We start from the raw sequence: 2,984 nt of genomic DNA on the forward strand, positions 1-2,984 counted from the left end.
TATTATGCTACCCGGTATAGAGACAAAGACATACCAGGTTGGAGAAATGGCCAGGAAGCTCGGTATCTCGCAGAGGACTGTGAGGTACTATGAAGAGCTCGGGCTTATCACCGCCGAAAGGTCCCAGAACGGATATCGTGTCTTTAGTGAGGCCCAGGCCGAGAAGCTTAAAATGGTCCTCGTCTTCAAGGATATTGGAATGCCTCTTGAAGAGATCAGTAGGCTCATCCATCTAAGACAGCACGGGACAACGGGTTCGGAAACTGCCCCCAATATGCTTAAATATCTGAACCTTAAGGCCGAAGAGCTGAAGGAAACTGTCAAAAAATATAATCGCCTCATTAAAGAGCTTGAAGAGGTGATAAAACTAGTCGAAAACTGCAAGGTTTGTAATAATATGACGGAAGAGAGCTCATGTGAGAGGTGCGTTGATTCAAGGACGCGCCATCATGTCCCCCCTCTTCTGAAGACCTTGCTATAAATGCCCGCGCGGCAAGGAGATCTATATGTGGGAATATACAGACAAGGTTAAGGATCATTTCCTTCATCCAAGGAACGTAGGCGAGGTGGAAAACCCCGACGGCGTCGGAGAGGTCGGTTCAATGGCATGCGGCGACGCACTGAGGCTTACTTTCAAGCTGGATGAAAATAAGAAGATAAACGATGTGAGGTTTAAGACGTTCGGATGCGCGTCGGCCATTGCCTCAAGTTCGGCTTTGACCGAGCTCATTAAGGGAATGACCTTAGAGGAAGCGGCGAAGGTCACCAACAAGAACATCGCCGAATATCTGGGCGGACTCCCCGAGGCAAAGATGCATTGCTCTGTTATGGGACGTGAGGCGCTGCAGGCGGCGATCGACTTCTATAAAGGTATAAAGCCCGAACAACATAAGATGCTTGAGGGAAAAGTGGTCTGCGAATGTTTTGGAGTGACCGAGAAAGAGATAAAGGATGCCGTTAAGATAAATCATCTAACTACCATTGAAGAAGTGACCAACTACACCAAGGCCGGCGGCGGATGCGGAAAGTGCAAGGATGAAATAGCGAAGGTTATAAAAGAGGTCTTCCTTGAGGCCGATACGGAAGCAAAAAAGAAAGACACCCCCACTCCCTTCGACTCACTGACCAACATCCAGAAGATAAACAGGTTAACGGAATTCCTTGATAAGAAAATAAGGCCTACTCTCCAGAAGGACGGCGGAGACCTGGAATTGGTCGACCTTGACAACAACATCGTCTTCCTGAAACTTTTGGGACACTGCTCCGGTTGCATAGGCGCGGCATCTACAATGAAGGACTTTGTGGAAAAGAAACTTAACGAAGAGGTCTCGCCGAAATTAAAAGTTCAGGAGATGCATAACATATGAAGACCATTTATCTGGACAACAATGCCACAACGGTGGTCGATAACGAAGTGTTGAAAGATATGCTGCCGTTCTTCACCGAAAGGTATGGGAACCCCTCCAGCATGCACAGCTTTGGCGGAGAGGTCGCGTCAAGCATTAATAAGGCGCGCGATAAATGTGCGGCCCTTATAGGTGCCAAACGCGCCTCCGATATCGTCTTTACAAGCGGCGGAACCGAAAGTGACAATGCGGCTATTATGGGGACCCTGCTCTCTTATCCCGAAAAGAAACATATTATCACCTCTGCCGTCGAACATCCGGCGGTGAGGTCCTTGTGTCACGACCTTAAAAAACGGGGTTATGACATAACAGAGGTCGGTGTTGATGAGTCCGGAAGGATAGACCCCAAAGAGATAGAAAAAGCAATAAGACCCGACACCGCTATCGTGTCTATAATGTGGGCAAATAATGAAACGGGGGTGATCTTTCCAGTTGAAGAGATAGCCGATATCTGTGCGGCCTCGAACATCCCCTTCCATACCGACGCGGTCCAGGCTGTCGGAAAGATCCCGATGAACGTGGAAAACTCGGCCATAAACTTCCTTTCAGTATCCGGGCATAAACTGCACGCCCCCAAGGGAATGGGTCTTCTCTACATTAAAAGAGGGACAAAGTTCCATCCGTTCGTGATAGGCGGGCATCAGGAACGCGGGAAAAGGGGCGGAACCGAGAATGTACCTTCTGTTGTGGGCATGGGAAGAGCGGCGGAGCTTGCCCTTCAGTATATGAACGAGGAGAATACGCGTGTGAAAACGCTTCGCGACAGACTGGAAAATGCCATGGTCTCATTGATACCAAATGCCAGGGTTCACGGTGAAAAGGAACACAGGCTCCCCAATACAACGAACATAGGTTTTGAATATATAGAAGGAGAAGCGATACTCCTGCTCATGAACGAACACGGCATATGCGCTTCAAGCGGCTCGGCATGCACATCGGGTTCTTTGGAACCTTCGCATGTTCTAAGGGCGATGAAGATACCGTTCGCCCGCGCGCACGGGTCGATAAGATTTTCGTTGTCGCGCTACACCACTGACACAGAGATAGATCTTGTGATCGAAAAGATGCCGGATATAGTCAAACAGCTGAGAGAGATATCCCCTTTTGTGAAGTCCACTCCGCGACCCCAGAGATAAGCGGCTTCACGGACAGCCGGTCATCCGCTTATCTCTAATGACATCTTCACTAAGAGTGGCTCTTCTCCAAAGTGAGTGGATTATTTGAGGGCATTTATGCTGAAAGGCTCATAAGGGCACCTCTATAAACTACTCACTCTGTCATTGCGAGCCCCGAAGGGGCGCGGCAATCCCCCATAAAAACTTGATTTATGGAGATTGCTTCGTCGCTGGACGCTCCTCGCAATGACATAACAATGGGTTTATAGAGGTGCCCATAACATTCTTGGGTAAGTAAAAAATGATGAATACATTGTTAGTAAAAAGTTATCCATCAGGTGGCGCGCCGGCCCCCGAAGGGAGAGCCGGTGCGCGCCACCTGTGGGTAACTTTTTGCGTCGTACTCAAGAAGCAGTTACCCACCCACGCGCACACCAGCTCCTTACGGGCTGGTGCGCATGCG

At 49.3% G+C, this 2,984-nt stretch carries 3 protein-coding genes; all 3 read left to right on the plus strand.

Features of this window, described 5'->3' with window-relative positions; all coding sequences use genetic code 11:
* Positions 1–4 precede the first annotated feature (4 nt).
* From COV46_05020 to nifS, 3 genes are read left to right on the plus strand one after another with little or no spacing between them, the layout of a single operon-like run.
* Positions 5–481: a hypothetical protein gene (locus tag COV46_05020; protein ID PIR17250.1), complete on the plus strand. Its 477-nt coding sequence runs from the start codon at positions 5–7 to the stop codon at positions 479–481.
* A 25-nt stretch (positions 482–506) separates the two neighbouring features.
* The gene (gene nifU, locus COV46_05025) at positions 507–1,367 is read left to right on the plus strand and encodes a Fe-S cluster assembly protein NifU (protein ID PIR17251.1); all 861 of its coding nucleotides are present in this window, start codon (positions 507–509) and stop codon (positions 1,365–1,367) included.
* Entirely contained in the window at positions 1,364–2,542 is a 1,179-nt protein-coding gene (nifS, locus tag COV46_05030; GenBank protein PIR17252.1) for a cysteine desulfurase NifS, read from the plus strand. The genes nifU and nifS overlap by 4 nt, the downstream gene beginning before the upstream one ends.
* Positions 2,543–2,984: the final 442 nt, after the last annotated feature.

This window comes from Deltaproteobacteria bacterium CG11_big_fil_rev_8_21_14_0_20_49_13, assembly GCA_002796305.1.
In the GTDB taxonomy this organism is placed as follows: domain Bacteria; phylum UBA10199; class UBA10199.